Annotated in this window: 21 protein-coding genes; 12 read left to right on the top strand and 9 right to left on the bottom strand. The window is 65.0% G+C overall.

Features of this window, described 5'->3' with window-relative positions:
* Positions 1-26 precede the first annotated feature (26 nt).
* From FJV43_RS27895 to FJV43_RS27875, 5 genes are all read right to left on the bottom strand, one after another.
* Positions 27-3,263 (bottom strand): cytochrome P450, encoded by a 3,237-nt coding sequence (locus FJV43_RS27895; protein WP_239622218.1) that lies wholly within the window; start codon positions 3,261-3,263, stop codon positions 27-29.
* A 152-nt stretch (positions 3,264-3,415) separates the two neighbouring features.
* The gene (locus tag FJV43_RS27890; RefSeq protein ID WP_239622217.1) at positions 3,416-4,411 is read right to left on the bottom strand and encodes an alpha/beta hydrolase; all 996 of its coding nucleotides are present in this window, start codon (positions 4,409-4,411) and stop codon (positions 3,416-3,418) included.
* 10 nt (positions 4,412-4,421) lie between these two features.
* Positions 4,422-5,972, bottom strand: coding sequence for a wax ester/triacylglycerol synthase family O-acyltransferase (locus tag FJV43_RS27885; protein ID WP_239622216.1), 1,551 nt, complete (start codon positions 5,970-5,972; stop codon positions 4,422-4,424).
* Between the two features lie 47 nt (positions 5,973-6,019).
* A complete protein-coding gene (locus tag FJV43_RS27880; RefSeq protein ID WP_239622215.1) occupies positions 6,020-6,820 on the bottom strand; it encodes an alpha/beta hydrolase in 801 nt (266 codons plus the stop codon).
* Positions 6,820-7,077, bottom strand: a complete 258-nt coding sequence (locus tag FJV43_RS27875) for a DUF6489 family protein (protein WP_239622214.1) — start codon at positions 7,075-7,077, stop codon at positions 6,820-6,822. The genes FJV43_RS27880 and FJV43_RS27875 overlap by 1 nt, the downstream gene beginning before the upstream one ends.
* A gap of 304 nt (positions 7,078-7,381) precedes the next feature.
* Here FJV43_RS27875 and FJV43_RS27870 point away from each other — a divergent pair, with 304 nt between their 5' ends.
* The 12 genes from FJV43_RS27870 to FJV43_RS27815 all read left to right on the top strand — a co-directional run bounded on the left by FJV43_RS27870 (position 7,382) and on the right by FJV43_RS27815 (position 21,122).
* Positions 7,382-8,977 carry an ABC transporter substrate-binding protein gene (locus FJV43_RS27870; RefSeq protein ID WP_239622213.1) on the top strand — a complete coding sequence of 532 codons (1,596 nt, stop codon included), beginning with the start codon at positions 7,382-7,384 and terminating at the stop codon, positions 8,975-8,977.
* A gap of 104 nt (positions 8,978-9,081) precedes the next feature.
* Positions 9,082-10,062 (top strand): ABC transporter permease, encoded by a 981-nt coding sequence (locus tag FJV43_RS27865; protein ID WP_239622212.1) that lies wholly within the window; start codon positions 9,082-9,084, stop codon positions 10,060-10,062.
* Between the two features lie 11 nt (positions 10,063-10,073).
* Positions 10,074-11,045: an ABC transporter permease gene (locus FJV43_RS27860; protein ID WP_239622211.1), complete on the top strand. Its 972-nt coding sequence runs from the start codon at positions 10,074-10,076 to the stop codon at positions 11,043-11,045.
* Positions 11,046-11,058: 13 nt separating this feature from the next.
* Positions 11,059-12,045, top strand: a complete 987-nt coding sequence (locus FJV43_RS27855; protein WP_239622210.1) for an ABC transporter ATP-binding protein — start codon at positions 11,059-11,061, stop codon at positions 12,043-12,045.
* On the top strand, positions 12,042-13,031 hold the full coding sequence (locus tag FJV43_RS27850; RefSeq protein ID WP_239622209.1) for an oligopeptide/dipeptide ABC transporter ATP-binding protein: 990 nt from the start codon (positions 12,042-12,044) through the stop codon (positions 13,029-13,031). Before FJV43_RS27855 ends, FJV43_RS27850 begins: the two co-directional genes overlap by 4 nt.
* Before the next feature lie 81 nt (positions 13,032-13,112).
* A complete protein-coding gene (locus FJV43_RS27845; RefSeq protein WP_239622208.1) occupies positions 13,113-14,918 on the top strand; it encodes a gamma-glutamyltransferase family protein in 1,806 nt (601 codons plus the stop codon).
* Positions 14,919-14,927: 9 nt separating this feature from the next.
* Complete coding sequence (locus FJV43_RS27840) at positions 14,928-15,638, top strand: DUF1028 domain-containing protein (RefSeq protein WP_239622207.1); 711 nt, start codon at positions 14,928-14,930, stop codon at positions 15,636-15,638.
* The gene (locus tag FJV43_RS27835; protein WP_239622206.1) at positions 15,635-16,624 is read left to right on the top strand and encodes an ABC transporter ATP-binding protein; all 990 of its coding nucleotides are present in this window, start codon (positions 15,635-15,637) and stop codon (positions 16,622-16,624) included. The genes FJV43_RS27840 and FJV43_RS27835 overlap by 4 nt, the downstream gene beginning before the upstream one ends.
* Complete coding sequence (locus FJV43_RS27830; protein WP_239622205.1) at positions 16,624-17,730, top strand: dipeptide ABC transporter ATP-binding protein; 1,107 nt, start codon at positions 16,624-16,626, stop codon at positions 17,728-17,730. The genes FJV43_RS27835 and FJV43_RS27830 overlap by 1 nt, the downstream gene beginning before the upstream one ends.
* A gap of 17 nt (positions 17,731-17,747) precedes the next feature.
* Positions 17,748-19,259: an ABC transporter substrate-binding protein gene (locus tag FJV43_RS27825; RefSeq protein ID WP_239622204.1), complete on the top strand. Its 1,512-nt coding sequence runs from the start codon at positions 17,748-17,750 to the stop codon at positions 19,257-19,259.
* 31 nt (positions 19,260-19,290) lie between these two features.
* Entirely contained in the window at positions 19,291-20,232 is a 942-nt protein-coding gene (locus FJV43_RS27820; protein ID WP_239622203.1) for an ABC transporter permease, read from the top strand.
* 2 nt (positions 20,233-20,234) lie between these two features.
* Complete coding sequence (locus FJV43_RS27815; RefSeq protein WP_239622202.1) at positions 20,235-21,122, top strand: ABC transporter permease; 888 nt, start codon at positions 20,235-20,237, stop codon at positions 21,120-21,122.
* On the opposite strand, the gene FJV43_RS27810 is transcribed toward FJV43_RS27815, so the two are convergent.
* Genes FJV43_RS27810 through FJV43_RS27795 form a run of 4 tightly spaced genes read right to left on the bottom strand, consistent with a single transcriptional unit; the run spans position 21,119 to position 25,568 of the window.
* The gene (locus FJV43_RS27810; RefSeq protein ID WP_239622201.1) at positions 21,119-21,865 is read right to left on the bottom strand and encodes a hypothetical protein; all 747 of its coding nucleotides are present in this window, start codon (positions 21,863-21,865) and stop codon (positions 21,119-21,121) included. The genes FJV43_RS27815 and FJV43_RS27810 overlap by 4 nt on opposite strands.
* A gap of 9 nt (positions 21,866-21,874) precedes the next feature.
* Complete coding sequence (locus tag FJV43_RS27805; RefSeq protein WP_239622200.1) at positions 21,875-23,125, bottom strand: adenylate/guanylate cyclase domain-containing protein; 1,251 nt, start codon at positions 23,123-23,125, stop codon at positions 21,875-21,877.
* Positions 23,122-23,511, bottom strand: coding sequence for a response regulator (locus FJV43_RS27800; protein WP_024340065.1), 390 nt, complete (start codon positions 23,509-23,511; stop codon positions 23,122-23,124). Before FJV43_RS27800 ends, FJV43_RS27805 begins: the two co-directional genes overlap by 4 nt.
* Positions 23,508-25,568: an ATP-binding protein gene (locus FJV43_RS27795; protein WP_239622199.1), complete on the bottom strand. Its 2,061-nt coding sequence runs from the start codon at positions 25,566-25,568 to the stop codon at positions 23,508-23,510. The genes FJV43_RS27800 and FJV43_RS27795 overlap by 4 nt, the downstream gene beginning before the upstream one ends.
* Positions 25,569-25,594 lie beyond the last annotated feature (26 nt).

Here is a 25,594-nt window from a genome sequence, read left to right as displayed (position 1 = left end):
GACGTTTAGCACGATCGGGCGGGCCGTCACCCACCCGCCCAGACATCCAGCACATAGCGGTTCTTCGCGCCCATCTCCTCGATCCAGCGTGCAGCCGTGGCGGCGTCGCTGCCGGTCTTCTCGCGCTGGATCGCAACCAGCGCCGCCTTCACATCGGGCTCCATCCTGCCGCCGTCGCCGCAGACATAGATGATCGCGCCCTGCTCGATCAGCGGCCAGACCTTGTCCTTCTGCGCGGCGAGCACATGCTGCACATAGGTCTTCGGTCCATCCGCGCGCGAGAATGCCGTGAAGAGCTCGGTAATGCCGCCGGCCGCCTGTGCCTTCAGCTCGTCGGCATAGAGGAAATCCTGATCCGGGTGACGGCAGCCGAAGAACAGCATGGCCGGACCGAGCGCGGCCCCCTTGGCCTTGCGCGCGGCACGCTCCTGGAGGAAGCCGCGGAACGGCGCCAGGCCCGTGCCCGGGCCGATCATGATGATTGGCACGGAGGGATCATCGGGCAGCCGGAAACCGGCCTTGGTCTCACGCACCGTCGCACAGATCACATCGCCGGCACGTCGATTGGCGAGGTAGTTGGAGCAGATGCCTTTATAGACGCCACGGCCCGAGGCGGCCGGCCCCTCGACCACGCCGACCGTGATGCTGCAACGCGCCGGATCCACCGATGGCGATGACGAGATCGAGTAATAGCGCGGAGCCAGCAGCGAGAGCATTTCGAGGTAGACGTGGAACGGCAATTCGCAGGCGGGATATTCGAGCAGCAGATCGAACACCGATTTGCGCCTGGCCAATATCTCGGTGCGATAGCGCTCGAGCGGCTCCGCCTCCTCGCCGACTAAGGACAATAGCTTCGGCTTGGTGACGGGGCAGCGGGTGTGCTCCGCCATGATCTGAATCTGCTTGCGCGTCGCGACCTGCTGGAGTTCGACGAACTCGCTGAGCAGACGGCCGACCGACACGGCCTCGCCGACCGGCAATTGCGCACGACGGCCTTCGGCGACCTGCAATCTGATCTGGTCGGCCGGCAGGAAACCGAAGCGGCGGGCCACCGAATCCACCAGCCTCGGATCGTTCCGCGGAACCACGCTCAAATGATCGCCGACGCGATAGGTGATGTCGGACGGCAACTGCACCTCGATGTGGCGCGTCGAGCGCTCCGACGGATGCGGGCCACTCTTGTTCTGGAGCTCGTCATTGACCCGCACCTTCATCGCCACCGCGCCACCCTGCGCGACGATGGTGTTGACGGCGGTCACCGCCACCGGCTCGATCGCGTAGAGCGGATCGTCCTCGGCGGTGCGGGTGAAGTTCCAGTCGATACCGAACTCCTTGGTCGCGACCTCGGCCGCCGCCGGGAACCATTTCTGAAACTGGCCGTCGAGATCGCTACGCGCATCGCCCTCGCCGCGCGGATAGACCGCCCGCGCACCGTGGGCCGACAATTGCTCATCGATGAAGCGCGGCACGGATTGATAGGTCGCCGCCCAATCGCTGTTGCCGCAGCCGAACACGGCGTAACGCACCTTGGCAAAGGTATCCTTCGGCAGGTCGCCGCCGAGCCATTTGACGAACTGCGTCGCATTGTCAGGCGGTGCGCCGTTATAGGAAGCGCAGATGATCAGCACGCCGCCCTCCTGCGGCAACTTGCCGACATAGTCGTCGAGCGGGCCAAGATGCACGGCAAAGCCGTTGATCTCGGCGAGGTCCGCCATGCGCGTCGCCAGCTCTTCGGCGGTGCCGAGATTGGAGCCGTAGAGCACCAGCATCGGCGTGTTATGGCCGGGCCGCGTCGTCGGCTGCCGAGGCGCCTTCGGCGCCGAAGCCGCCGCAGCGACCGGCCCGCCATAGGCGCCGCGCTCGCGATCGGCGCGCGGACGCACCTTGATCTTGAAGCCTTCCGGCTTGATCGTCAGCGTTTCCTTCAGGTGCATCTGGTAGCGCTGGTGGTCGATCAGCTTGAAGCGCTGCAGGATCATGCCAAGCGCGAGCGCAGCCTCGTGCATGGCGAAGCCACGGCCGATGCAGGCGCGCTGGCCGTTGCCGAACGGCTTCCACGCATTGATCGGCCGTTTCGCTTCCGCCTCGCGGCTGAAATTCTCGGGATCGAACACGTTCGGGTTCGGCCCCCAGACAGAGGGATCGCGATGCAGCGCGGTCACCAGGATGGTGGTGAAGGTGCCCTTTCTGAGCTTGTACCTGCCGCCACCGATGGTCTCGTCCCTGAGCGGCGAGATGCCGTAGGCCGGCGCCGGCGGCCACAGCCGCAGCGCCTCCTTCAGGATCTGCGTGATGTAGGTGAGCTGCGTCACCTGCTGATAGGTTGGCTTCGCATTGACATCGGGGCCGAAGACGCGGTCGACCTCGTCATAGGCCTTCTTGAGAATGTCGGGGTGCTTGAGCAGCGCATAGAGCGTGTAGGACAGCAGGCCGCTGGTGGTCTCGTGGCCCGCGATCAGGAACGTGTTGATCTGGTAGCGGATATTGACGTCGTCGAGTTGCTCGCCGGTCGCGCGGTCGACACCGGTCATCATCGCGGCAAGCATGTCCTTCTTGTCATCGATGCCCTCCGCGATCTTGCGACGCTCGGCGATGATCTCGTCGACCATCTTGTTCATGAAGGCGACGTCTTCGGCGAGCGTCCTGCGGCGCTTCTGCATCCAGAGCTGCTCGAACGGCAGGCCGCGCGTCATCATGATGGTTTCGAGCGAGCGCACCAGCGATTCGACGAAGGGATGGTAGTCGCGCCGGTAGAACGAATTGAAGCGATAGTCGAAGCCGCACAGGCCGATCGTGTCCAGCGTCAGCGCGGTCATGTCGTGGACGACATCAATCTCGTCGTCGGCGTTGAGCCGCTCCCATTTCTGGACCAGCTGCTCGGCGATGTCGACCATGCTTCCGTGGTAGGACTGCATGGCGCGGTTGCCGAAGGGCTGGAGCAGGATGTTGTGCGCCTTGCTCCAATTCGGCTCGTTGGTGTCGGCCGTGAACAGGCCATCGCCGCCGACCGCGCGCACGCGCCGCAGCGCACCGCGCACCGTCTTGTCGAACCGCTTCTCGTCGGAGAGCTCGTCGACGAGATCGTGGCCGGAGACGACGACGATCGGCGAGCCCATCATGTCGAGCCAGAAGATCGGACCCAGCTCCTTGGCGAGCCGCGTCAGGTGCTGCACGGGGGCGGACGAATCCAGCGACAGCATGTTGCCGACCACGGGCTGGGTCGGCGGATGCGGAATCGGGTCCAGACGATTCTTGGATGACATTTGAAGCGCTTCCCCCCTCTTGCCGTCATTCCGGGGCGATGCGCAGCATCGAGCCCGGAATCTCGAGATTCTCAGGTGCGCAATTGCGCACCATAGTCCGGTCCTTCGGCCCGTCCCGGAATGACGTCTGACTTACGTGGACGACCGGATCCTTACCCGAACCGCCTTCTACGCCATTCGATCAGCTTGGCGCTGACCTCTTCCGGCTTCTCTTGCTGCGTCCAATGGCCGCTGTCCTTCACGAGATACTTCTCGAGATCGGATATGAGCTTCTCCATGCCGTCCGCTGCCGACGGCGGCAGCACCGCGTCGTTCTCGGCCATGATCATCAACGACGGGACGTGAATGTGATGATCCAATCCCTCCGCGCGCTCCCAATTGCGCGTAAAATTGCGATACCAGTTGATGCCGCCGGTGAAGCCGGTTTTCGTGAACGTGTCGACGAACACTTTCTTCTCCTCCGCCGACAGGATCGGCGTGCGCGGATCGACCTTGGCATCATAGGCCGCGATCATCTGCGGAAACGCCAGATTGGTCTTTGACGAGGCTCCGACACCCGCAATCGGAGCCTCCTCTAGTTTCGCCGCCGGCCGCGGCAGCGGCTTGCGCATGAAGGCGTCGAAGGTCTGTTCGACGCGGCTGCCAAAGATCCTGTCCGGCTCGCGTGCGGGGTCCTGGAACTGGACGATGTACATCTGGTCGCCGAAGCGCTGGCGGAACAGCGCGATCGGATCGACCGGAGCGCGGTCCCAATGCGGCGTGTTGACGCCGACGACGCCGGCGACGCGCGAGGGGTGTCGCAGCGGCATCTGCCAGACGACGAAGCCGCCCCAGTCGTGGCCCACGAAGATCGCCTTGTCGATATTCAGGTGATCGAGCAGACCGACGAGATCGCCGGTCAAATGCTCCATGTCATAATCCTCGACCGCCTCGGGCCGGTCGGTCGCGCCATAGCCGCGCTGGTCCGGCGCGATCACCCGGATGCCGGCCTCGCTCAGCGCCTTGATCTGGTGGCGCCAGGAGAAGGCGAGCTCCGGCCAGCCGTGACACAGCACGAGCGGTGGCTTGTCATCGGTCGGGCCCGCCTCGTAATAGCCCATGCGGATTCCGTTCGTCTGCGCGAACTTGAGCGGCGGCATTTCAATCATCGTGGATTCCTTATTCCGCCGCGCCCTTCATATCGGCGGCCGGCCGCGCATAGGCGGCCTCCAGCGCGGCAAACTCCTCCGGCAACATATCGCACATCACCTGCACATGCGGAATGATGTTGGCGCCGACGATGAAACCGAAATCGAGCTGGTCGCGATAGCTCTGCACGGTGATGTTGAGGGCCTGCCCGTGCGTCGAGATCGACACCGGGAAGATATGCAACAGCTCGGCACCGGCGGCATAGAGCGTCTGCCGCGGCCCGGGCACGTTGGACACCGTGATGTTGGCGGCGGGCGGCAGCACGTCGGAGAGATTCGAGCGGCTGTAGAGCAGCGCCAGGATCTGCACCATGATCGGCGCGCCCAGCATCGAGATGTTGGAGACCTGCGGCATCAGGGCGCGCAAGGGATGCGACATCTCCTTGGACTTGGTCGATTGCGCGATGATGGCCTCCAGCCGCGCCTTGGGATCCTCGAGGTTGGTCGCGATCGCGCAGATCATGCCAAACACCTGGTTGTTGGCCTCGGTGTTGCCTTCCTCGCGCAGCGAGATCGGCACGGCGGCAGTCAAGGATTTCGCCGGCAGCGTGCCATATTGCAGGAGGTAGCGCCGGACCACGCCGGAGGCGAGCGCCAGCACCACGTCGTTGAGCTTGCCGCCGGCCTGCTTGGCCAGGGCCTTCGCCCGCGACAGCGGGATCGACACGCCGGCAAAGCTCCGCTCCGACGAGATCGTCTTGTTGAGCATGGTCGGCGGCGACACCATGCTGGCGAGGCTCTCGCGCGACTTGGGATCGGCGACGTTGCCGAGCACGTCGGAGACGCTCTTCAGCACGGTCGGGATGTTGCCGGCGAAGCGCACCGCGCTCTCGATCTGGTACATCGCGTTGTCGAACAGGATCGAGCCGATGTCGCTCTTGCCGGTGCGCGGCAATTGCAGGTTCTTCGCGGTCTGCGAAGCGTCGAGCGGTTGAGAGAAGAGCTGCTGATAGGAATCGAGCAGGTTCGCGGCGATGTCACGCGGCTCCTGAGCGGGCTTTGCTCCTCGCCTCGGCGGCTCGACCTTCCGCGGAATCGGCGAGATATCATAGATCATGTTGGTCAGGGCAGCGCCGGCGCCGCCGTCGATCGCGGCATGATGCATCTTGGAATAGAGCCCGACCTCATTGTCCTTCATGCCCTCGAACACGTAGAACTCCCAGAGCGGGCGGGCGCGGTTCAGGAGCTTGGCGTGCATCCAGCCGACGATACGTTCGAGCGTGGCGCGGTCGCGCGGTTGCGGCAGGCTGGCGCGGAAGATGTGACGGTCGATGTCGAACTGGTCGTCCTCGACCCAGGAGGGATGATCGATGTCGAGCGGCGCCTTCTCCAGCCGCGCCTTGAGGATCGGCGCCATGTGCAGGCGCGAGACGATCATTGCCTTGAAGTCTTCGAAGAAGTCACCCTTGTAATCGTCGGGCAGGCGGAAGATCGCCATGCTGCCGACATGCATCGGCATCTCCGGCGTTTCCAGATAGAGAAACGACGCGTCCAGCGACGACAGCTTCTTCCCGTCGGCCATGGTTCCCTCCCGCAAGATCTGACGGGCGCCTTGGACGGCGCTTCTCGTCAGGCCGATATTGCCTGTTCCGGCGGGGCATATGCAATGGCAAACGGCCCTGCCCGGTCAAATGGCCGGAACTCCCCCTCCGGCTGCGCCAGGCGATCTGCCACGGCCCATAGCGCCGCGGGGTTCACCCCGAGCCCGATGTGGCTCGCCAAATGCACCTCGATGTTCTCGGCACGCGCGGAGGGACGAAGCAGGCAGGTCTGCCAGTTCACGACGCCGTCGGCGCGCGAATAGATCGACGTCGTCGGCACCGGCAGATCACCAGCGATCGCCTCGCGCGCTTCGGGAAAATCCTCGACCCGCTCGCCGGACAGCGCCTCGTAAAGCCGCGTGGCGTTGGTCGCCCGCACGTCGTTGGCGAAAGGGCTGCCGAGCGTGATGACGTAACGGACCTTGTCGGGTGCCCAAAGCGCGAGATCGCGGGCATAGACGCCGCCGAGGCTCCACCCGACCAGGCTGACCTTGCGTCCGCTCGCGGCATGGATTTCGGCCAGGCGAGTGCGCAGCGAATCCCGCATCCGCCCGAGCCCGCCGAGATTGCGGCCCATCCGCCAGGCATGTGCCTCATAACCGAGCTCGCTGAGATAGCGCCGCATCGGCACCATCGACAGGTCGCTGGCGAGAAAGCCCGGCAGCGCCAGCACCGGATGGCCGTCGCCCTTCGGCGCGCGCATCAGGAGCGGCGACAGCAGCAGGCTCGCATTCAATTCGAACAGTCCACGGGCTTCGGCCAGCAGCAGGCCGAGACCTGGCGGACGAAGCCGGCCCGAGTCCAGCGTCCCGTCCGGTCCGGTCGACACTATTTCTTCTTGTCGCCGCCGCGCGTGCCGCCAAGCCCGGCCATCGCGACGAACATGTCCTGAAACCGCTCGGCGATCTTGGGATCGAAGGTGAACCAGCTCTGGATCAGGGACTCCGGCGAGACCTTCTCGATGTTGCTGAGAACCTGCTGCTGCAACTTGTCCATCACCGCCGCCTGCATCGGCGCCACGTCCGGCAGACCGAAGAACTGGCGAGCCTCGAGGGGGGTGCAGTCGATTTCGATGTTAACCTTCATGTCCCCTCCAGATGAGATTCGAGCGGCCTGTCTGAGTATCGCCGCGAGTTGTGGTGCAACGCAAGCGACCTGATGCCGGCGCGACATGCTCGGTCCGGCAATCCGCCCGCATGGTCAACCAAAGTCGAAAGACATGGTCGTCCATACCGGGCGACACGGTCAGCATTGCTGCACAGCGGTGCAACTTGGCGCGTTCCTTGCTGGAATGGCGCTTGCACGGGTCGAGAACTCTGGGCAACATGGATCAGTCAACCCCGCCGAACAATCAAAAATCACCGGCGTGGCAGTGCGGAGAGGGTCAAGAATGTCAATCGGTCAAAGTCTGTGTGCGGCGGCGCTCGCCGGTGCGCTTGCGTTGGCGGTCTCGCCGGCGTCAAGCCAGACGCTACGTTATGCCAATCAGGGTGACCTGAAGTCGCTCGATCCCTACACCCTGAACGAGAGCACCACCCACGCCCATCTTGGCCACGTCTATCAGGGCCTCACCGCGCGCGACAAGGACCTCAAGATCATTCCGGCACTGGCCGAAAGCTGGGAAACGCCGGAGCCGACCCGCTGGCGCTTCCATCTGCGTAAGGGCGTGAAATTCCACAACGGCGATCCCTTCACCGCCGACGACGTGCTGTTCTCCGCCGACCGCGTCCGCAAGAAGGGGTCCAACATGCAGACCCGCCTTGCGCCCGACGTCAAGGTGGTCAAGGTCGACGACTACACCGTCGATTTCATCCTGCCCTCGCCCAATCCCATCCTGCATTCGTCGTGGGATGTCTGGTACATCATGGACAAGAAGTGGGCCGAGGCGAACAACGTCGTCGATCCGACCCCGGTGGCGGCGACCACGCCGAGCTACGCCTCGCTGCACGAGAACGGCACCGGTCCCTTCATCATCGAAAGCCATCAACCCGGCGTGAAGACGGTGTTCAAGGCCAACCCGAACTACTGGGGCAAGGTCGAAGGCAATTTGAAGGAAATCATCTTCACCCCGATCGCCTCCGACGCCACCCGCGTCGCCGCGCTGCTTTCGGGCGAAGTCGACGTCATCGAGCCGGTGCCGATCCAGGACATCTCCCGCGTCGATTCCAGCCCGAACGCCCAGGTGCTGAAGGGGCCGGAGCTGCGCACCATCTTCATCGGCTTCGACCAGACTCGCGACGAACTGCTCTACTCCAACATCAAGGGCAAGAACCCCTTCAAGGATGCCCGCGTCCGCGAAGCCTTCTACAAGGCCATCGACATCGAGCTGATCAAGACGCGCGTGATGCGCGGCCTGTCGACGCCGTCGGCTCTGATGATCGCGCCGGAACTGTTCGCGCTCTCCAAGGAGTTCACGCGGCCGAAATTCGATCCTGACGGCGCCAAGAAGCTCCTGACCGAGGCCGGTTACCCCGACGGTTTCGAGGTCACCATGGACTGCCCGAACGATCGTTACGTCAACGACGCCGCGATCTGCCAGGCCGTCGTCGGCATGCTCGCGCGCATCGGCGTCAAGATCAATCTGCTGGCGCAGCCGAAGGCGCAGTACTTCGCCAAGGTGCTCAAGCAGGGCGGCTACCAGACCTCGTTCTACCTGCTGGGCTGGACGCCGAGCACCATGGATTCCCACAACGTGCTCTACGACATCATGGGCTGCCGCGACGATGCCAAATCCTCGCGCGGCGAGGCCAATCTCGGCGGCTACTGCAACAAGGAGTTCGACGCCATCACCGACAAGGTGCTGGTCGAGACCGACACCGCCAAGCGCAACCAGCTGATCAAGCAGGCCTACGAAATCGGTATGAAGGACTGGGCCTACATTCCGCTGCACCAGCAGGCGCTGGCATGGGGCGTATCGAAAAAGGTCAACCTGCCGCAACGCGCCGACAATCTGGTCATGTTCCACTGGGCGACCAAGAAGGAATAGCGTCAGTTGAACACAGGGTCCCGGTCGCGTGAGGCGTCCGGGACCATTCCTTTTCCGGCCGGCAAAGACGTCAGCCGCACGCACACCCAAGGACAGTGGAAGGCATGCTCGCTTTCACTCTTCGCCGCGCCGTTCAGGCCATCGGCGTCATGTTCGCCGTCGGCATCATCGCGTTCTCGATGTTCCGCTTCGCCGGCGACCCCGTCAACCAGATCGTATCGATCGACACCTCGGCGGCCGAGCGCGCGGTCGTGCGCAAATCGCTCGGCCTCGACGATCCCGTGCCGGTACAGTTCGCGCGCTATTTCGCCGATGCCGCGCAGTTCAAGTTCGGCGTTTCCTACCAGTTCCGCCAGCCGGTCTCGGCGCTGTTGATGGAGCGTATGCCCGCGACACTGGAGCTTGCGATCTGCGCGACCGTCTTCGCGATGGTGTTCGGCATCCTGATGGGCGTCTATTCGGCGCTCAAACGCGACACCGTGCTGGCCAAACTGTTCCAGGCAGTTTCGCTTATCGGCATCTCGCTGCCGACTTTCCTGATCGGCATTCTCCTGATCTATCTGTTCGCGGTGACATTGGGCTGGTTGCCCTCGTTCGGCCGCGGCGAGGTGGTCAAGCTCGGCTGGTGGACGACGGGCCTGCTCACGCTGTCCGGACTGAAGGCACTGATCATGCCCTCGATCACACTCGGCCTGTTCCAGATGACCTTGATCATGCGGCTGGTGCGCGCGGAGATGCTGGAAGTGCTGCGGACCGACTATATCCGCTTCGCACGTGCCCGGGGACTGACCACCCGTGCCATCCATTTCGGCCACGCGCTGAAGAACACGTTGATTCCGGTGATCACGGTGGCCGGACTTCAGTTTGGCTCGGTTATTGCATTTTCCATCATCACCGAAACCGTGTTCCAGTGGCCGGGCATGGGACTTCTGTTCGTCCAGGCCGTGCAAAATGTCGATATCCCGATCATGGCCGCCTACCTGCTGATGGTCTCGCTGATCTTCGTCACCATCAATCTGGTGGTCGACATTCTCTATACCGTGGTCGATCCGCGCCTGCGCTCGACCATCGGTCGCGCCGCATAAGGCAGCCCTGCATGTCCGACACAGCCGTCTCCAGTTCCGACAAGCAGGGCGCGCAGCCGGCACCTGCCGCCCAGAACTGGTTCAGGCGCGGGCTCGACAGCGATCTCTTTTATTCTTTCCGGCGCTCCAAGCTCACCATGGTGGCGGCGACCATCACGGTCTTGTTCTTCCTGCTCGCGATCTTTGCATCCGTGCTTGCGGTGCAGAATCCGTTCGATCCGGCGCAGCTGCAATTGATGAATTCGCGGATCTCGCCGCTGTGGACCGCCGACGGTCAGAGCCCGTTCCTGCTCGGCACCGACGAGCAGGGCCGCGACGTGTTCTCTGCCATTCTCTATGGCATGCGCATTTCGCTCGCGGTCGGCGTCGCCGGCGTGATCTTCGCCGGCGCGCTCGGCATCGCGCTCGGCCTGATCGCCGGCTATTTCGGCGGCGCAGTCGACGGCGTGATCATGCGGATCGCCGACGTGCAACTCACCTTCCCCGCCATCCTGATCGCGCTGCTGGTCAACGGCATCGCGAAATCGATCCTCGGCAACCGGCTCGACGCCACCAGCATGCTGGTGGTGCTGGTGATCTCGATCGGCCTGAGCTTCTGGGTGGGGTACGCGCGGACGGTGCGCGGCTCCGTGATGGTCGAGAAGAACAAGGACTACGTGGCGGCCGCGCAGCTGATCGGCCTGCCTGCGCCGAAGATCATGCTGCGGCATGTGCTGCCGAACACGATGGGCCCGATCCTGGTCATCGCCACGATCAACCTTGCGCTCGCCATCATCACCGAGGCGACGCTCTCCTTCCTCGGCGTCGGTCTGCCCGACACCATGCCATCGCTCGGCACGCTGATCCGCATCGGCAACAACTATCTGTTCGCCGGCGAATGGTGGATCGTCGCTTTCCCCGGTTTTGCGCTCGCCGCCCTGATTCTCTCCATCAACCTGCTTGGCGACTGGCTGCGCGACGCGCTCAACCCGAAGCTTCGATGAGTACGCCTCGCCCATGACCGAACCCGTTCTCTCCGTGCGCAACCTCCAGGTGGAGTTCGCCTCCCGCCGAGGCACGTTGCGCGCCATCGACGACGTCTCCTTCGACATCGCCAAGGGCGAGGTGCTCGGCGTCGTCGGCGAGTCGGGCGCCGGCAAGTCCGTCACCGGCCTCTCGGTAATCGGCCTGATCGATCCGCCCGGCCGCATCGCCGGCGGCGAGATTCGTCTCGCGGGCCTGCGCATCGACAATCTGCCGCCGGAGCAGATGCGCCGGATCAGGGGCAAGCGCATCGGGATGATCTTCCAGGATCCCCTCACCTCGCTCAATCCGCTGTACAGGGTCGGCGACCAGATCGTGGAGACGATCCGGACGCATCTTAATCTGTCGGAGCAGGCGGCGCGCCGCCGCGCCATCGACCTGCTCGCCGAGGTCGGCATTCCCGCACCCGAAAAGCGGATCGACGGCTATCCGCATGAGTTCTCCGGCGGCATGCGCCAGCGCGTGGTGATTGCCCTTGCGATCTGCGCCGAGCCGGAGCTGATCATCGCGGACGAGCCGACCACCGCGCTCGACGTTTCCGTGCAGGCCCAGATCATCTCGCTGATCAAGCGGCTCGGGCGCGACCACGGCACTGCGGTCATGCTGGTGACCCACGACATGGGCGTGATCGCGGAGACCTCGGACCGCGTCGCGGTGATGTATGCCGGCCGCATCGCGGAGATCGGCCCGGTGCAGGATGTCGTGAGAAACCCGCTGCATCCCTACGCCAAGGGTCTGATGGGCGCGATCCCGACGCTTGCGGGCGAGGACAAGCGCCTCGTGCAAATTCCCGGCTCCATGCCGCGCCTGTCAGCGATCCCGCGTGGTTGCTCGTTCAATCCGCGCTGCGCCTTCGCCTTCGATCGCTGCCGCGTGGAGCGGCCGGAGCCGCTGCCGCGCGGCGCGCAATCGGTCGCGTGCCATCTCTACGACAATGTGCCGGCGGAGAGCGCGGCATGAGCGCTCCCTTCGTCCAGGCCACGAATCTGCGCCGCGTTTTCGACGTCTCGAAACCCTGGCTCAACCGCGTGCTCGAAGGTGGTCACCTCGAATACCTCAAGGCGGTGGATGGCGTCACTTTCGACATCAGAAAGGGCGAGACGTTTGCTCTGGTCGGAGAGTCCGGCTCCGGCAAGACCACGGTGGCGCGGATGGTTGTCGGCCTCCTGCCGCCAAGTTCCGGCGATGTCCTGATCGACGGCGTCTCGATGACCGATCCGCGGCAGGCGCCGGCACGGCGGAAGCTGCGTCGCCGCATCCAGATGATCTTCCAGGATCCCTACGCAAGCCTGAACCCGCGCTTCCGCGTGGATGCCATCATCTCCGAGCCGATCCGCGCCTTCGACCTGATCCAGGGCGAACGTGACATCCAGGCACGCGTCGGCGAGCTGCTCAGCCTCGTCGGCCTGCATCCCGACGACCGGCTGAAATTTCCGCATGAGTTTTCCGGTGGCCAGCGCCAGCGCATCGCGATCGCGCGCGCGCTCGCCTCCGACGCCGAGTTCATCGTCTGCGACGAGCCGACCTCGGCGCTCGACGTCTCGGTGCAGGCGCAGATCCTGAACCTGATGCGCGACCTCCAGGACAAGTTCGGCCTGACCTACATGTTCATCAGCCACAATCTCGCCGTGGTCCGCCACATGGCGAGCCGCGTCGGCGTGATGTATCTCGGCCGCATCGTCGAGATCGCGGAAGGACGCGAGCTGTTTGCCCGCCCGCGCATGCCCTACACCAAGATGCTGCTGGGCGCGGTGCCCGATCTCGCCATGAGCGGCCGCCAGCGCATTCCGGTCAAGGGCGAGATCCCGAACCCGATCAATCCGCCCCCCGGCTGCGCCTTCAATCCACGCTGTCCGCTCGCGTTCGATCTCTGCCGCAAGGAGACCCCGGAACTGATCGACGGCGTCGCCTGCCACGCCGTCAACACCGCACCGGTCCCGGCGTGACGCGCGCGTGCCATGCAGCCTTCGCATTTGGCGGCAGCGTGGCCCTGTGATCAATTGCGCGCGCCGCAAATAAGGTAGCCTATGACAAGCAAGATCAATCCCGATCCATTCACGACGAGGCCCGAGATCGAAGGCACGTTCGGCGTCGTCGCCACCACGCACTGGATTGCGACCGCCGTCGGCATGGCCATCCTGGAAAAGGGCGGGAATGCCTTCGATGCCGGCGTCGCCACCGCCTTCACGCTCCAGGTGGTCGAACCGCATCTGAACGGTCCCGGCGGCGACGTACCCGTCATCGTCCACGATGTGAGGCGCGGCCGCACTGAGGTGATCTGCGGTCAGGGCCCGGCGCCCGCGCGCGCCACCATCGCACATTACAGAAGCGAAGGCCTCGACATGGTGCCCGGCACCGGCCTGCTCGCGGCCTGCGTTCCCGGCACTTTCGAATCCTGGATGATGCTGCTGCGAGACTACGGCACGATGCACGTGCGCGACGTGCTGGAGCCCGCGATCTCCTACGCCCGCGACGGCTATCCGCTGGTCGAACGCGCCTGCGCCACGATCCAGACCGTCGAGCAGCTGTTCCGTCAGCATTGGCCGACCTCGGCCGCGGTGTATCTTCCGAACGGTGAGGTGCCGAAACCCGGAACGCTCTTCATCAACAAGACGCTGGCAGCAACCTACGCCCGCATCCTCAGCGAAGCCGAGAGCGGCGGCGGAGGCCGCGACGCCGAGATCGAACGCGCGCGCAAAGCCTGGTCGCAGGGCTTCGTCGCGGAGGCCATCGACAAGTTCTGCCGGACGCAGGAGGTGATGGACGTCAGCGGCTCGCCTCATCGCGGCGTGCTCTCGGCCGACGACATGGCGCGCTGGCAGCCGACGGTCGAGGCGCCGCTCACTTACGACTATGGCCGCTACACCGTCTGCAAGGCCGGCGTCTGGAGCCAGGGCCCCGTCACGCTCCAGCAGCTCGCGCTGCTCAAGGGCTTTGCGCTCGACGGGCTCGATCCGACCGGGCCGGAGTTCATCCATCTCCAGATCGAATGCGCCAAGCTTGCCTTCGCCGACCGCGAGAAATTCTATGGCGATCCCAAGTTCACCGAGATTCCGATCGGGACGCTGTTGTCGGATGCCTACAATGACGAGCGGCGCAAGCTCATCACCGACAAGGCTTCGCTCGATCTCCTCCCCGGCTCGGTCGAAGGCTTTGGCGGCGAGGTCAAGCTGCGCCGCGCCGAGGGCCAGCGCGAGGCCGTCGGCGCGCTCGGTGCCGGCGAGCCGACGGTGGGGCGCTTCGGCGAGGTTCGCGGCGACACCGTGCATTTCGACATCATCGACAAGGCCGGCAACATGGTGTCCTCGACGCCATCGGGCGGATGGCTGCAATCCTCGCCAATCATTCCGGAGCTCGGCTTCTGCCTCGGCAGCCGCGCCCAGATGTTCTGGCTGGAGGAAGGCCATCCCGCTGCGCTTGCGCCGGGCAAACGGCCACGCACGACGCTGTCGCCGACCATGGCATTGCGCGATGGCGAGCCATACCTCGCCTGGGGCTCGCCCGGCGGCGACCAGCAGGACCAGTGGATCACGCAGTTCTTCCTGCGCCACGTTCATTGCAATCTGAATCTCCAGGAGGCGATCGACGCGCCGGCCTGGCACTCCGAGCACTTCCCGATCTCGTTCTGGCCGCGCACCGCGCGCCCCGGCGTGCTCGTCGTCGAGAACCGCGTCCCGAAGGCGACGATCGAGAACCTGCGCGATCGCGGGCATATCGTCGAGGTCGGTCCCGACTGGTCGGAAGGCCGCCTCACCGCCGCCTCGCGCGTCGGCGTGCGCCGCCGCGCCGCCGCCAATCCGCGCGGCATGCAGGGCTACGCCGCAGGACGCTGAAGGCAGCACATGACCTGGTCGATCATCGCGCGAGACCCTTCCACCGGCCAGTTCGGCATTGCGGTGGCAACCCGCTTCTTCGCCGTCGGCGCGCGGGTCCCCTACATTGCCGCCGGCGTCGGCGCCATCGCAACGCAGGCTTTCGTCAATCCCTATTACGGCATCGACGGCGTCAAGCTGCTGCGCGAAGGTTTGAACGCGCACGACGTGCTCGCCACCCTGCTCGCGACCGACGACGGCCGCGAAAGCCGCCAGATCCACATCATGGACGCCAGCGGCGAGATCGCCGCGCATACAGGGCGCGATTGTGTCGACTGGTGCGGCCACATCGCAGGCAGCGGTTTCTCGATCGCGGGCAACATGCTCGCCTGCGCCGACGTGCTCGACGAGACCGCAAAGACCTACATCGCCAATGACAGCTTGTCCTTCCCGCGCCGCCTGCTCGCGGCGATGCGCGCGGGTGAAGCCGCCGGCGGGGACAAGCGCGGCAAGCAGTCCGCCGCGCTGCTGATCCACGGCGAGGAGGAATGGCCGGCGCTCGACATTCGCACCGACGATCATCCCGATCCGCTGGGCGAGCTCGAACGTCTGGAGCAGGTCAGCCACGAGCTCTGGGTACACTTCCGCGCCTCCATGCCGACGCGGCAGAACCCGGCCGGCAACACCGATCGCAGCGTCATCGACGCCAGCATCGCAGCAGCGCGGGCAAGGCGGTCATGAGCACGAGCCCCCTCATCGAGATCAGGGATCTGCGCATCCGCTTTCACGGCGACGACGGCCGCGTCACCCACGCCGTCGACAGCGTCGATCTCAGTGTCGCCCATGGCGCCACGCTCGGCCTCGTCGGCGAATCCGGCTGCGGCAAGAGCGTGACCTCGCTGGCCATCATGGGCCTCTTGCCGAAGCAGAGCGCGGAGATATCAGGCGCGATCCGCTTCGACGGTTTCGACCTGCTGAAGACCCCGGACCAGACGCTGCGCGACCTCCGCGGCAACCGGCTGGCGATGATCTTCCAGGAACCGATGACCTCGCTCAACCCGAGTTTCACGATCGGCGATCAGATCATCGAAACGATCCTGCGCCATCGCGGCGGCTCGCGGAAGAGTGCGCGGAACCGCGCAATCGAGCTGCTGCGCCGCGTCCATATCCCATCGCCCGAGCGGCGCATCGACGAGTATCCGCACAAGCTCTCCGGCGGCATGCGCCAGCGCGTCATGATCGCGATGGCGCTGGCCTGCGACCCGCGCCTCCTTATCGCCGACGAGCCGACGACCGCGCTCGACGTCACCCTGCAGGCTCAGATCCTGGAGTTGATGCGCGAGCTGAAAGCGGCGAGCGGCGCCGCGATCATCCTGATCACCCACGATCTCGGCGTCGTCGCCGAGGTCTGCGACGAGGTGGCGGTGATGTATGCCGGCGAGATCGTCGAGCGCGCGCCGGTGGACGAGCTGTTCTCGGCGCCGCAGCATCCTTATACGGTCGGGCTGCTCGGCTCGATCCCGCGGCTCGACCATCGGGCCGAGCAGCTTGCGACGATCGAAGGCATAGTTCCGAACATGGCGCAGCCGCCCGCCGGTTGCCGCTTCGCCGCGCGCTGTCCCTTCATGCTGGATGCCTGTACGAAGGCGCCGCCGCCGCTGCTGGAAGTCGGCCACGGTCACCTCTCGCGCTGCATCCGCGCGCCGCTCGAACTGTTGGTGTCGTAATGGCCCTGCTCGAGGTCGAAGGCCTGGTCAAGCATTTCGTCGCCGAGCGCTCGCTGTTCGGCCGCGCATTGGCGCACGTCAAGGCCGTCGATGGCGTTTCGTTCTCGCTCGACGCCGGCAAGACGCTGGCCCTCGTCGGCGAATCCGGATGCGGCAAGTCCACCGTCAGCCGCCTGGTGCTGCGGCTGATCGAGCCGGATGCGGGCGCGGTCCGCTTCGACGGCCGCAACCTGCTCTCGCTCGACGCCAACGGCTTGCGCGCCTTCCGGCGTGAAGCCCAGATCATCTTCCAGGATCCCTACGCCTCGCTCAATCCGCGCATGACGGTCGGGCAGATCCTGACCGAGCCGCTGGCGCTGCACGATCTCGTTCCGGCGCCGCGACGATCCGAGCGCGTTGCCGAGCTGCTGCGGCTGGTCGGGCTCGAGCCGCGGCTGGCGCGGCGCTATCCGCATGAATTCTCGGGCGGTCAGCGCCAGCGCATCGCCATCGCGCGCGCGCTCGCGGTCGAGCCGAAGCTGATCATCTGCGACGAGCCGGTCTCGGCGCTCGACGTCTCGATCCGCTCGCAGATCCTGAACTTGCTGCGCGAGTTGCAGGACCGGCTTGGCCTCGCCTACATTTTCGTTTCGCACGACCTCGCCGTGGTCAAGCACATCGCCGACCACGTCGCGGTGATGAATCTCGGCCAGATCGTCGAGACCGCGGAGGCGGACGCGCTGTTCGCCGCGCCGCGCCATCCCTACAGCCGGGCGCTGCTGTCCGCGATCCCCGTGCCTAAACCGCGGGCAAAGAGCAGCCGGATTGTGCTGCAGGGAGAGATCCCCAGCGCACTCAATCCGCCGTCGGGATGCCGCTTCCACACCCGCTGTCCCTATGTCATCGAACGCTGCCGCAGCGAAATGCCCCAGCTCATGCCGGATGGCATCGGACATGCAACGGCCTGCCACCGAACATCGGAACTGCCCTCCTCGGAGGCGATCGTCCCCATGGACGGCGGCTTCTCGCCCGTCCTGGAAAAACTGGTCGCAGCCTTCAGCGGCGGGCCGGAAGCAGCACGCGGCGGCGGGGTTCGTTCATTGGGGGCGGCCCCCACAACGCCGTAAAACAGAGGTTGAGAGCGATGAGCTTTATGCGTTTGACAATCCTGGCGTCGGCATTGCTGACGTCGCTCGCGGGCACCGCCCAGGCGCAGACTACGCTTCGCATCGGCATCGCCGAGGACCCCGACATCCTCGATCCCAGCATCGGCCGCACTTATGTCGGCCGCATCGTCTTCTCCGCGTTCTGTGACAAGCTGTTCGACATCGACGAGAAGCTCAACATCGTGCCACAGTTGGCGTTGTCCTACGAGACATCGGCCGACGGCAAGGCCATGACGATCAAGCTTCGGCCAGGCGTCAAATTCCACGACGGCGAACCGCTGGATGCGGAAGCCGCGAAATTCTCGATCGAGCGTCACATGACGCTGCCGACCTCGTTCCGCAAGTCCGAGCTCGCCAGCGTCGACCACGTCGAGGTGGTCGATCCCCTCACCATCAAGCTGGTGCTGAAGACGCCCTATTCGCCGCTGATCGCCCAGCTCACCGACCGCTCCGGCATGATGGTCTCGCCCAAGGCTGCGAAGGAGGCCGGTGACAAGTTCGGCCTGCATCCGGTCTGCGCCGGTCCCTACAAATTCGTCGAGCGCGTCCAGCAGGACCGCATGGTGTTCGAGAAATTCGCCGACTACTGGAACAAGGACAACATCCACATCGACCGCGTCGTGTTCCAGCCGATCGTCGACGCCACCGTACGCCTCGCCAATCTGAAATCCGGCGCGCTCGACCTGATCGAACGCGTGCTCGCCACCGACATCAAAGACGTCCGCGCCGATTCCCGGCTCGTATTGTCGACCGCGCCGGAGCTTGGCTATCTCGGCCTGACCATCAACATCGGTAACGACAAGAACAAGGGCCCGCTGAGCCAGTCGGCCAAAGTCCGGCAGGCGCTCGATCTGTCCATCGATCGCGAGGCTCTCAACCAGGTCGTGTTCAACGGAGAGTTCACGCCGGGCAATCAATGGGTCAGCCCGACGCATCCCTATTACCAGAAGGCATTCCCGGTTCGCGGCCGCGACGTTGCCAAGGCCAAGGCGCTGCTGAAGGAAGCGGGCGTCCCCCTGCCGGTGACGGTGGACTACATGATCCCGAAGGGCGCGGAGAACGAGGCCGTCGCCCAGGTCGTCCAGTCGATGGCGGCGGAAGCCGGCTTCGACATCAAGATCCGCGCGGTCGAATTTGCGACCACCTTCAAGCAGGCCCAGGCCGGCGAGTTCCAGGTCTTCCAGATCAACTGGAGCGGCCGGATCGATCCCGACGGCAATTCCTACATCTTCATGCGCAGCAAGGCGCCGCAGAATGACGGAGGCTATTCCAACCCCGAGGCGGACAAGCTGATGGAAGAGGGGCGAGCGACAGCGAACGTCGACGAGCGCAAGGCGATCTACGCCAAGCTGGCCAGGATCCTGCTCGACGACCTGCCGATCATCTACATCTATCACCGCACGCTTCTGATCGCGCACACCAAGAAGCTCGACGGTTACCGGCAGATGCCCGATGGCCTCGTGCGCGTGGTCGGGCTGAAGTTCAAGTGATCGCGACAGCGCCCACGGAGCGCTCGGCACCATGCTGAACTTCCTCGCCCGCCGGATCGCGCAGATCGTACCGACGCTGTTCTTCGTGTCGGTTCTGATCTTCTCGCTGCAGCAATTGCTGCCGGGTGACCCCGCGCTGGTGATGGCCGGCGAGGAGCGCGATCCCGCGGTGATCGAGCAGATCCGCCAGCAGTACAAGCTCGATCAGCCGATCCCGGTCCAGTACGTCTACTGGCTCAAGGGCGTCCTGACAGGCAATTTCGGCGAGTCGCTGCGCAACAAGATGCCGGTGCGCGAGCTGATCGCGCAGAAGCTGCCGGTGACGCTGCAGCTCGGCTCGATGGCGATCCTGATCGCGTTCTGCATCGGCATTCCCGCCGGGATCGTCTCCGCGGTGAAGAAGGGCACGGCCTGGGACTATGGCGCCAATCTGTTCGCGCTGTGGGGTATCTCGACGCCGAATTTCTGGCTCGGAATCCTCCTGATCTTCCTGTTCTCGATCAAGCTCGGCTGGCTGCCGGCCTCGGGCTACGTGCCGCTGACCGAGGACTGGCGCGCGAGTCTCGCCGCCACCATCATGCCGGCCTTCGTGCTCGGCAACGCGATTTCCGCGATCCTAATGCGACACACCCGCAGCGCCATGCTCCAGGTGCTGGAGAGCGACTATGTCCGCACCGCTCGCGCGAAGGGTCTTTCCGAGCGCTCGGTCATCCTCAAGCACGCCATGCGCAATGCGCTGACGCCGATCATCACGCTCGGCGCGCTCGAGCTCGGCACGCTGCTGTCGGGCGCGGTGCTGACCGAACAGATCTTCTCCATCCCCGGTTTCGGCAAGCTGATCGTGGACGCCGTGTTCAATCGCGACTACGCCGTGGTGCAGGGCGTGGTGCTGGTGACGGCCACGGTTTACATTACCCTGAACCTCGTCGCCGACGTCGCCTATGTCCTCGTCAATCCGCGGCTGAGGGGCTAGGGATGACCGACACTGCGTTGCCCGCCAGCCCCGCCGCCCAAGCCTACGAGCTGGACAGCCCGGCCCGTCGCGCCCGGCGGCGACTGTTCAAGCGCAAGGCGGCCGTGTTCGGGCTTGTCGTGATCACGGTATTCATCCTCCTTGCGGCGCTCGCGCCACTCGTCGTTCCCTACGATCCCATCGCGACGAGCTGGAGCCTGGTGCGCAAGCCGCCGACGGCCGCGCACTGGTTCGGCACCGACGAGCTCGGCCGCGACATCCTGAGCCGCGTCGTCTACGGCGCGCGCGCCTCCCTCCTCGCGGGTCTCATCTCGGTCGCGATCGCGCTCGGCATCGGCGTGCCGCTCGGCCTTCTCGCCGGCTATCGCGGCGGCTTCACCGACGCGCTGATCAGCCGGATCACCGATGCGATGCTGGCCTGCCCCTTCCTGATCCTGGCGATTGCGCTCGCGGCATTCCTCGGGCCGAGCCTCGGCAATGCCATGATCGCGATCGGCATCTCGGCGACCCCGATCTTCATCCGCCTGACCCGCGGCCAGGTGCTCGTCGTCAAGGCCGAGGACTATGTCGAGGCCGCGCGGGCGCTCGGCAATCCGCCATGGCGGATCGCGTTCTCCCATATCCTGCCGAACATCCTGCCCGCGCTGCTGGTGCAGGCGACACTCTCGATCGCCGCTGCCATCATCGCGGAAGCCGCTCTGTCCTTCCTCGGCCTCGGCCAGCAGCCGCCCGCGCCGTCCTGGGGCAGCATGCTCAACGCCGCGCAACGCTTCCTGACCCAGGCGCCCTGGATGGCGATCTGGCCGGGCCTCGCGATCTTTCTCGTGGTGCTGTCGCTGAACCTGCTCGGCGACGGCCTTCGCGATGCGCTCGATCCGCGGCAGCGCTAAATCACAACCTCGCGCATCACGCGGCGGCAGTCCATCTCATATTCGAGATCGACCACCGGCGGCCGGGCAAAATGCCAGGTCAGGCCGGAGCGCAAGGCGCCGCGGCGGACCAGTTCGTCGACCAGGGCGTGGTGGAAGTCGTGCACGGAGTAGGCCTGCACGCCGGTCGTGTCCTTCCAGCCGAAGCCGAAGGCGGCCATCCGGCTCTCCATCTGCGAGGTCGTGGTGAAGCGAACCTTTTCCCGCAAGCCTTCCGGACTGAGGTCGCGGTAGCGCACGGTGCGCTCGACATAGGTACCGCTGCCCTCGCGTGCCTCGGCGCCGCCGGCGATGACGAAGCTGGGCGTGTTTGATCGCGTCGGTCGCGTGAAGGAGAATGCGTAGAAGGACGGCTCTGACGGCGGATCGATCTCCGGGCAGACATTGCTGCGCGCCACCGGATTGGTCGTGCCGTCAAAGATGCCCCACTCGGACAACGTCTTCACATAGTGCAGGTTGAACGCACGAAAGCCTTCCTCGCTGAAGGCCGCCGGCGAGCGCAGCTCGCAGGCACAGAACGCCGTCAACGGACGCCCGGCCTCCCGGATGAACTTTGCGGCCAGCGCAAATCCTTCCGCGAGCGGCACCAGGCGGTCGAACCGGACGCGCTCGATCTCATAGCCCTCGTCCGCGGCGGCGCCGGCGGAATACTGGAACACGGATGGAATGAAACGATAGTTGCCGGCGGAGAATTCGCGCGTCATGACGGACTCCTATTCCAATTGCATGCGAGTGCCCTTGGCGCCGTTGAGCAGGCGCCTCAGGTGAAAACCGGCCAGCGGATCGTCGGCATGCATCCCGACCAGCGCGGCAAAGGCCGGCATGGCGGCGGCATCGCCGGCCTCCATCTTGGCAAAAGCTTCGGAATATTGCGCCGTCGCCGGTGCTTCGAATTTCGCCTGGGGCAGCGGTTCGAACGCACGCAGCGGCTCGCTGCGCCCGCGCAGCATCAGGTCGCCCACGGGCCGACCATGGAAGTTCGCAGCTCCCTTGGCCACGCTGGCACTGACGCAGATGCGCGTTCCCAGATACTTGTTGGCCGCCTCCAGCCGCGCCGCCGTATTGACGGTGTCGCCATAGGCCGTGTAGTCGAAGAATCGGTTGCCGCCGAAATTGCCGACCAGCGCGGGGCCAGCATGGGCACCGATGCGGGTGGTCCCGAAATTCACGCCCCTCGCCTTCCAGCGCGCCGAAAAGTCCTCCGCCCAGGCGTCGAGGTCATGGGCACAGGCGACTGCACGCGTCGCATAGTCCGGCTGGTCGCCGGGCGCATTGAACAGCACCTGGATCGCATCGCCGATGATCTTGGCGACCGTCCCCTCATGAGCGAAGACAATCTCGGTCATGCCGCCGAAATATTCGTTGAGAAGCTCGCCCAGTGTCTGCGGGGCGGCGGACTCGACCAGTGAGGTGAAGCCGGTGATGTCGGTGAAGAGGGTGGCGACATCGCGCCAATGCACCTCCATGCCGTCGCCCTCGACATCCGCGGCCAAGCGCCTTGCGATCTCCGGCGAGAAGAAACGCGACAGCGAGGCATAAGCGCGCTCGGCTTCCATCTGGCACCGCCGCACTTCGCGCAGCATCTCCACATGACGAATGGTCTTCTCGATCGTGGTCTCCAGATCGGCGAAGTCGATCGGCTTGGTCAGGAAGTCGAAAGCGCCGCGGTTCATGGCGATGCGGATATTGCTCATGTCGCCATAAGCCGAGACGATGATGGTCGACTTCTTGTCCTCGGCCTCCTGGAGCCTCGCCAGCAGCGACAGCCCGTCCATCCGCGGCATGTTGATGTCGGAAACCACCATGTCGACTTGCGGGTTCATCTCGAGCGACTCCAGCGCCTCCAGGCCGTCGCGCGCGAATATGAGAGCGAGCTTCCCATCGCGAATCTGCCTGCGGAATTTCTGCAGGATCAGCGCCTCGAGGTCAGGCTCGTCGTCGACGAAGAGGATGGTCGCAGTCATGCGGCTTGCTCGAGCCTCGTGTCGATCTCCTGCCGCAGCAGCGCGAAGTCGATCGGCTTGGTGAGAAGCCCGACGGCACCGCGCTCGATCGCCTTTCGGCGCGTCTCGGCGTCGCCATAGGCCGTGATCATGATGACGGGCACATCCGGATGCGCGGCGCGCACCTTCGGCAGCATGTCGAGCCCGCTCATGCCGGGCATGTTGATGTCAGACAGGATCAGGATCAGCGAGGGATCGCGAACCTCGGCGGCGCGCTTCAGCGCCTCGGGAGCCGAGAGCGCGAACTCCATCTGAAAGCGGCCGGCGCGCAGGTCGCGCCGGAACTGTTGCCGGAACAGCGCCTCGACGTCGGGCTCGTCATCGACGACCAGGATGTAAACGTTCAAGACTTGCCTCCGGGTGTGCTGCTAGTCGTGCTGCCTGTTGCCATCGCCCGCGGCAGGGTGATGATGAATTCGGTGAATACACCGGGCTCGGTGTTCACGTCGATCGTGCCGCCGTGCTGCTTCACGATGATATCATGGCTCATGGACAGACCGAGCCCCGTCCCCTCGCCGGCCGGCTTGGTGGTGAAGAAGGGGTTGAACATCCTCTCCTTCACCTCGGGCGGAATCCCGGTGCCGTTGTCGCGGATCCGGATTTCGACGCTGCCGCCGAGATCCTTCGTTGTCGCGCCCAGGGTGGGCGCGAAGCTGTCCCCCTCGCTCTCCTTGCGCTTGGCCGCCGCGTAGAAGCCGTTCGAGATCAGGTTGAGGAAGACGCGCGTGATCTCCTGCGGATAAATATCGACCATGCCGGCAGCGGGATCGAACGCGCGCTCGAGCGTGACGTTGAATGCCGGCCTTTCGGCACGCGCGCCGTGATAGGCCAGATTGAGGCTTTCCTCCACGACGGCATTGATGTCGACGGCGCGATGCTCGCCGGAACCTTCGCGCGAATGCAGCAGCATGTTCCGCACGATGGAATCGGCGCGCCTGCCGTGCTGCACCACCTTCTCGAGGTTGCCCCTGAGCATGCCGGTCAACTCCTCGACCTCCTCCTTCGTCTTGCCGTCGAGAGCGGCGGATCGCAACGTTTCGTTGAGCTCGTCGATCAGCTCCGTCGACACTGCGGAGAAATTATTGACGAAGTTGAGCGGGTTCTTGATCTCGTGAGCGATGCCGGCGGTGAGTTGGCCGAGAGACGCAAGCTTCTCGGTCTGGATCAGGCGGTTCTGCGCTGTGCGCAGATCGTTGAGGGATTGGCGGAGTTCCGCGGTGCGCTGCTCGACCTTGTTCTCGAGGTCGGCATAGGATTCCTGCAAGCGTGCGCCCATGTCGTTGAACTGGTCGGCGAGCCCTTCAAGCTCGTCGCCGGTTTTAATCGAGATGCGCTGGGAGAAATCGCCGCCCCCGATCCGCTCGGCGCCGCTGCGCAACGCCTGGATCGGCACGACCATGCGGCGCGCCAGGAAGATCCCGGCGAGCACCGCGAAGATCGATGCTGCGAGCAGCACGATCGCAAGCCGCTGCAATGAAGCATAGAGCGCGGCATAGGCCTCCTCGACCGGCAGCTCGACGAACATGGTCCAGTGCAGCGGCTCGATCGGGGCCGATGCGGTCAGCACCTGCTGGCCCTGGATGTTGCGAGCTTCGGAAAGCGCGCCAGCGCCGGTACCGCTCCCGGCCAGCGCGGCACGTACCTGCGCTAGGTTCGACATGTCGGTATTGCGCAGGACGAGGCTGATGTCGGGATGCGCGATCAGTCGTCCCTCCGGACCGACCACGTAGGCGTGTCCGTGCTCGCCGACCTTGATCTGGGACACGACGTCCCAGATCAGCTTGAGATTGACCTCCGCGATGCTGACGCCGGCATCCTTGCGGGCGCCGGCCAGCGCCAGCGTCATGTAGGGCTCGGACTCCCGGCGGAAATAAACCGGGCCGTAATAGACCTTGTGCGCGACCGCCTCGGTGAACTTCGGGTCGGCCGACAGGTCGATTCCGCTGTCGAGCGCGTCCATCGCCAGCCGCGAGACCCGCAACCGCTCCTTGCCGGTCGAATCCACCTGGGCAAGTTCGGTGATGGCAGGCACCTGGCGCAGGAGCCGCAGCGCATCGAACCGGCGCTGCTCGATCGAACCACCGGACCAGGGCAGTTGCGTGGTCCAGCCGAGCTGGCTCTCGATCTCCTTGACGAACTGGCCGATCTTGGCAGCGGCCGCCTCGGCCTGCTCGTGCTGGACTCTGATCAGCGAAGCCTTGTGCTCGCGATAATAGAAGAAGACCTCGAACAAGCCATTGGCGAGCAGAGCGATGGCGACGACGGCCACGAACAGCGCGACGTATTTGGTAAACAGCCGCGACCTGATTCCGCGGCCCGCCGTTCCGCCGGACGCTGCCTTGGCCGGGGCCGCGCTCGGCAGCGTCCCGGCTCGAGGCGTGTCGGAGTGGAGGGAAAGGCTCATCCCGCGGAACCTAGCAAGAAGACCGG

Source organism: Bradyrhizobium sp. I71, from assembly GCF_022354745.1.
GTDB lineage: Bacteria > Pseudomonadota > Alphaproteobacteria > Rhizobiales > Xanthobacteraceae > Bradyrhizobium > Bradyrhizobium liaoningense.
Note: the sequence above shows the minus strand (reverse complement) of the source record. Positions and strands in the feature narration are given on the sequence as shown.